Genomic DNA, 6090 nt, shown 5'->3' on the forward strand with positions numbered 1-6090 from the left:
TAAACCAAAATTGAGCCATGATTAACATTCTGATTCAAGTCAGGTAGTTGAAAATAAGCCCCCTATTCATCTCACTCCTCCGCTTATGAGAAAGAATGTTGTCCGTGCTCTACTTGCAGTTGCAGTTGCCGCCCTGATCATCCTGCCTAGCTGCGCCCAGCCCCAAACTCAGGCTCCTAAATCTCCAATACTCACCTTTTCCTGGTCGCAGGATGTTGGGCCGCTCAACCCGCATCTGTATGGCCCTAGTCAGATGTTTGCTCAGGATCTGATCTATGAGCCGCTGGTCAGCTACGACCGGGGCGGCAAGCTTCAACCCGCGCTGGCCGAAAGCTGGGAGGTATCACCAGACGGTAAGCTCATTACCTTTCAGCTCCGACCGGGCGTTCAGTTTTCAGACGGCACGCCGTTTGATGCTGCTGCTGCCAAAGCGAACTTCGACCAAGTGCTGCAAAACCGCAAGGAGCATGATTGGCTAGGGCTAATCGAGGCGATTGACAGGGTGGAGTCCCAGGGAGACCGTACCTTGCAGATGTATCTGAAGACACCCTATTATCCGGCTTTACAAGAACTAACGCTGATTCGTCCGGTGCGTTTTCTGTCGCCCAAAGCATTCCCCGATAGCGGCACAACTGCCGAGGGCATCAAAGCTCCGATTGGCACTGGTCCCTGGGTGCTGGCCGACTACAAGAAAGACGCCCAGGCTGTTTTTAAGCGCAATGAAAACTACTGGGGCCAGAAACCTGCTGTTGAGCAAGTCACGGTCAAAATTATTCCCGAAGGCGAAACGCGGGTGCTGGCATTTGAGAACAACGAGATTGATCTGATTTATGGCAACGGTGAAATTAGCCTTGATTCGTTTAAGCAGCTCCGCGATTCAGATCAGTATACGGCAGATGTATCGCCGCCCCTGAATACGCGGGCGGTTGCGATCAACTCCAACCGGGGACCGACCAAAGATCTAAAAGTGCGGCAGGCGATTCAGCACAGCATTAACAAAGACGCCATTATTGCCGCGATCTTCTACGACACTGAGCAAAAAGCTGATACCTACTTTTCGGCTGAAGTGCCCTATGCCGACATTGGCCTGCAACCCTATGCCTACGATTTGAACCAGGCCAAGACCCTGCTCGACGAGGCAGGCTGGACCCAGGCTAATAACCAAGCTGTTCGCCAGAAAAACGGTCAGCCCCTGACGCTGGATCTGTCCTTTAGCGGCGAAAACAATGTCGATAAGGCGATCGCCGAAGCCGTTCAAGCCGACCTGAAGGCCGTGGGTATTGAGGTGAAGCTATTGGGAGAAGAAGAGCAGTCTTGGAACGATCGCCAAGCAAACGGCGAGTTCAACCTGATCTTTAACGACACTTGGGGGCCGCCCTACGAACCTCAGGCAATGGTATCTTCGATGCGCGTGCCGTCCCACGCGGACTATGCGGCTCAGCAGGGGCTACCTATGAAAGCTGAGATCGACCGCAAGATTGGGGAAGTGCTGCTTACAACCGAGGAAGCGCCGCGCCAGCAGCTTTATCGCGAAATTCTGACCACGCTGCACGAACAGGCGGTCTATCTGCCGATCTCCTACTCCACAAACATTGCCGTCTTGCACAAGAATCTAGCCGGGTTTGAATTCATGCCTCAGGCAAATCAGGTGCCGCTGAGCAAGCTCAGTAAGTCATAGCCGGTTTCATTTCCGCTCTCAGCTGGCTGGGGAGAGGCTCAACCGTGAATCGAATCTTTGTGAAACTTACCAACCACTACGTTGTCCGACGCATTCTACAGTTGATTCCGGTACTGCTCGGAATCTCGCTGATTACGTTTCTGTTAATTCAGCTCATGCCCAGTGACCCAGCGGCAGTAATCCTGCGGGCAGCAAACAATCCGGCAACCCCAGAAGCAATCGCGGCCATGCGGGAAAAGCTGGGATTGAACCGTCCGCTGCCGGTGCAGTATCTCGACTGGCTCTGGCATGTGCTGCGGCTGGATTTTGGCCAATCTTTTGTCACCGGCAGACCTGTCTTGCAGGAAGTGATGCAGTATGTTCCGACCACGCTCATCCTCACAGCCTGTGCAACGCTGCTGATTTTTGCGCTGGGCCTGCCGCTGGGCATTTTTTCAGCTTTGTATCGCGATACGGTGTTTGATCAGATCAGTCGGCTGTTTGCTTACATCGGCGTGGCTATGCCAAGCTTCTGGTTAGGTTTTCTGCTGATGTATCTGTTTAGCTTTAAGCTGGGCTGGTTTTCGGTTACTAGTCGCGGCTCACTCACTGATTGGGTGTTGCCTTCAATAACTCTAGCTTGGGCACCAGCAGCAGTTTACGCCCGGTTGTTGCGCGGCAGTATGCTCGAAAGCCTCAGCCAAAATTATGTGCTGTACGCCAGAGCTAGAGGCTTATTTGAGCGACTCGTGGTTGTGCAATACGTGCTGAAGAATGCCCTGCTGCCAGTCGTCACTGTGTTTGGGCTTAGCTTTGCCCATCTGCTGTCAGGGACTGTAATTGTAGAAAATGTGTTTGCATTGCCGGGAATGGGCCGCTTTGCAGTCCAGTCAATTCTCAATCGCGACTATCCGGTGATGCAGTGCTATGTCTGTTTAACCGCAGTCCTGTTTGTTGTGGTGAATCTGATCGTTGACCTGACCTACAGCTATTTCGATCCGCGCATCCGATTTGGTAAACAGGAAATCTGAGCATGGCAATTCTGCGAAAACTTCTAGATTATAAGCTGGCTTGTCTGGGACTAAGCCTGATTTTGCTGCTCGGCCTGACTGCCCTGTTCGCCCCCATCATCGCGCCCCATGATCCCTTGGCGGTCGATCTGATGCAAAAACTTCAGCCGCCGAGCAGCCGATTTCTGTTGGGGACAGATCACCTCGGTCGCTGCATTTTATCGCGCCTGATCTACGGCTCGCGGGTGTCGCTTTCTATTTCTCTAGTCGTCGTTCTATTCACCACTGCCGTGAGTCTGGTGGTCGGCTTGACGGCTGGCTATGTTGGCGGCAGAGTCGATAGCTGGCTGATGCGGCTATGCGATGTGTTTCTAGCCTTTCCGGCCCTAATTCTGTCGCTGGCGATTGTGGGCATTCTGGGCGCTGGCCTGGGTAATTTGATTTTTGCGCTGACGGCAACCCACTGGGCAGGCTATGCTCGCATTGTTCGCAGTCGGGTTCTGAGCGTTAAAGAAAGCGACTTTATTCAAGCGGCGATAGTGTCGGGCACAAGCAAGCCCTCAATTATGCTGAGGCATATTCTGCCCTATACAATCGCTGAACTGGCGATTTTGGCCTCACTCGACGTCAGCCATATGATTCTGCACATTGCCGGTCTATCCTTTCTTGGCTTAGGTATCCAGCCGCCCACACCGGAATGGGGAGCTATGATCAACGACGGACGCGAATATTTCCGCCGTATGCCCGAACTGATGCTGTATCCTGGTCTGATGATCTTCCTGACAACCCTGGCCTTTAACCTAGTTGGAGATGTGCTGCGGGACGTGCTAGACCCCCGCATGGAGCAACAAAGGCAAGCTGAACTTCTAGGAACCAAATTGCAAAATGGCTGAAGCGGTGCTGACTGTGAATCAGTTGCAGGTTGCCTTCTCAACGCGCCCGATCGTGCGAAACGTGAGCTTTCAGTTATGCCCTGGTCAGGTGCTGGGGATTATTGGCGAGAGCGGCAGCGGCAAAAGTGCGACCTGCCTCTCAATGCTGGGCCTGCTACCAGGAGCAGCGGTTCAGGGCAGCGCTCGGCTCTCAGGGCAGGAGCTGATCGGGCTAACGGCGGCTGAACTGCGCTCGATTCGCGGCCCCAAAATCGGCCTGATTTTGCAAAATCCGGTCAGCTACTTCAACCCGATTGCGACAATCCAGCGACAGTTTATCGAAACCCTGCAATCCCACCGTACCCTTTCTGGTTCTGCCGCTCGTTCCGTTGCCGTTGAGCAATTGATTGCCGTTGGCTTTCCCGATCCGCTGCGGGTGCTGCGTCAGTTTCCGTTCCAACTGAGCGGCGGAATGCTGCAACGAGTCATGATTGCGATTGCGCTCTCCTTGCAGCCACAGGTGCTGGTCGCCGACGAGCCAACCACGGCATTAGACGTAATTACCCAAATCCAAATTCTGGGATTGATCAAGCAGCTTCAGCAGCAAAACCACTGTGCCCTGCTGCTTGTCACCCATGACCTGGGGGTAATTGCCCAACTGGCCGATCAGGTTGCCGTGATGCGAAACGGTGAGCTAGTCGAACAAACCAGCGTCGAGCAACTGTTTGACAATCCGCAGCATCCCTACACACAAACGCTGCTGGCTTCTCGGTTAACCCAGCGCCAGAGAGTCAGACGATGAGCCTACTATCAGTGCGGCAGGTTTCTAAAACCTATGAATTACGACTGGGCTGGAGCGGCAAAACCCAGCGGATTTCTGCCCTGCAAGATGTGTCGCTCGACATCGCAGCCGGGAGCTGTTTGGGCGTAGTCGGAGAAAGCGGCGCTGGTAAAAGCACGCTGGGACGGATGGTTCTGGGTCTGGAAAAGCCCGACTGCGGCGAGATCTGGTTTCAGGGGCAGGAGCTAGGCCGAATCCCATCTCAGGCACTGCGAGCAGTGCGGCGCGAGATTCAAGTTGTATTTCAAGATAGCTTCAGCGCCGTCAATCCTCGATGGAAGGTTAGGCAAATTATCGGCGAACCGATTTGCAACTACCTGAACAAAACTGCTGGTGAAGCAGCAGAGCAAACCATTCAGCTTCTAGAAACCGTGGGTTTAACGGCTGCCGATGCCAATAAATATCCCCATCAGTTTAGCGGCGGCCAGTTGCAGCGCGTCACCATTGCCCGCGCCATTGCCCTCAGGCCAAAACTCGTTGTCCTAGATGAACCGGTTTCCAGTTTAGACATGACGATCCAGGCCCAAATTCTGGATCTATTGCTCGATCTCAAGCAGCAGTATCAGCTCTCCTATCTATTCATCACCCACGATCTAGCGGCAGTTGCCTACCTCGCCGATCGATTCGCCGTGATGCACAAAGGGGCGATTGTTGAATCGGCTGATTCTTTAGATTTGAGCAAACTCCAGCATCCCTATTCACAGCAGTTGATCGCCGCTCAGCTTCCGGCCCATCCCCGCGATCGCAAATCCTTAATACATTCTGCAAAACCACGATGAACACCATGACTAATCATCTGCTCAAAATCGACTGGCACCACTGGCTTGAGCGCTGGGATTTTCAGCAATCTGGCTATTTACCCTATCGCGAAGAGCGGTTTCAGGTCATGCTCGACACCCTGGCTCATTTGCTGCCCGAATCGTTTGTCGCGATTGATCTGGCCTGCGGGCCGGGTGCAATTAGCCAACGCTTGCTGCATCGATTTCCCCAGGCCACCGGCATTGCGATCGATTATGACCCGGTGCTGCTGGCGATTGGTCAGGGTGTATTGAAAACAATGGACAACCGGCTGCGGTGGATTGAGGCAGATTTGGCCGAGGATGCTTGGATTGAGCAGCTTGGCGTTACCCAAGTCGATGCCGTTCTCACCACAACCGCTCTGCACTGGCTGCCAATCGATCGACTGGTGCATCTTTACCAGAAGCTGGGTCAGATTGTGCGCCCAGGAGGTATCTTCCTCAACGGAGATCATCTCTACTTCCAACCACACCAGCCAACCTGTCGCCTCTTGGCTGAAGCAGTGCAATCCCAGCAGGAACAGCAGGCATTTCAGGTCAGAAGCCAGGAAGACTGGCAGCAGTGGTGGCAAGCGATCGGGCAGGAGGCAGAATTCAAAGACCTGTTAGCAGAACGAAACCGACGCTTTCAGCCCCGATTTACCGAGTATCAGCCGACGCTAGCCATTCATCAGGCAGCCCTGCAAGAATCGGGATTCCGAGAGGTCAGTACGATCTGGCAGCGATTTGATGATCGGATTCTACTGGCAGTGCGTTGAATCTGGGATAGGAGAGTGACATCTATGAGGGGACTGTGCATGACAAGCTGATTTGTGATTTGGAGGGGCATGAGTTTCCCGATGGCAGTAAGCTATGGCAGGACAAGGGGTATCAGGGCTATACGCCAGAGGGAGTGACAATCATGCAGCCCAAA

Annotated in this window: 6 protein-coding genes; all 6 read left to right on the forward strand. The window is 53.7% G+C overall.

Annotated elements, in window-relative coordinates; all coding sequences use genetic code 11:
* The first annotated feature begins 85 nt into the window (after positions 1-85).
* Genes nikA through VB797_RS31315 form a run of 6 tightly spaced genes read left to right on the forward strand, consistent with a single transcriptional unit; the run spans position 86 to position 5935 of the window.
* On the forward strand, positions 86-1678 hold the full coding sequence (nikA, locus tag VB797_RS31290; protein ID WP_323241685.1) for a nickel ABC transporter substrate-binding protein: 1593 nt from the start codon (positions 86-88) through the stop codon (positions 1676-1678).
* A gap of 44 nt (positions 1679-1722) precedes the next feature.
* On the forward strand, positions 1723-2688 hold the full coding sequence (gene nikB, locus VB797_RS31295) for a nickel ABC transporter permease (RefSeq protein ID WP_323241686.1): 966 nt from the start codon (positions 1723-1725) through the stop codon (positions 2686-2688).
* 2 nt (positions 2689-2690) lie between these two features.
* Positions 2691-3560, forward strand: a complete 870-nt coding sequence (gene nikC / locus VB797_RS31300; protein ID WP_323241687.1) for a nickel ABC transporter permease subunit NikC — start codon at positions 2691-2693, stop codon at positions 3558-3560.
* Positions 3553-4341: an ABC transporter ATP-binding protein gene (locus VB797_RS31305; RefSeq protein WP_323241688.1), complete on the forward strand. Its 789-nt coding sequence runs from the start codon at positions 3553-3555 to the stop codon at positions 4339-4341. The genes nikC and VB797_RS31305 overlap by 8 nt, the downstream gene beginning before the upstream one ends.
* Positions 4338-5159 (forward strand): dipeptide/oligopeptide/nickel ABC transporter ATP-binding protein, encoded by an 822-nt coding sequence (locus VB797_RS31310; RefSeq protein ID WP_323241689.1) that lies wholly within the window; start codon positions 4338-4340, stop codon positions 5157-5159. Before VB797_RS31305 ends, VB797_RS31310 begins: the two co-directional genes overlap by 4 nt.
* The gene (locus VB797_RS31315) at positions 5156-5935 is read left to right on the forward strand and encodes a class I SAM-dependent methyltransferase (RefSeq protein ID WP_323241691.1); all 780 of its coding nucleotides are present in this window, start codon (positions 5156-5158) and stop codon (positions 5933-5935) included. Before VB797_RS31310 ends, VB797_RS31315 begins: the two co-directional genes overlap by 4 nt.
* Positions 5936-6090 lie beyond the last annotated feature (155 nt).

Source organism: Rivularia sp. UHCC 0363 (assembly GCF_034931125.1).
Classification (GTDB): Bacteria; Cyanobacteriota; Cyanobacteriia; order Cyanobacteriales; family Nostocaceae; genus Rivularia.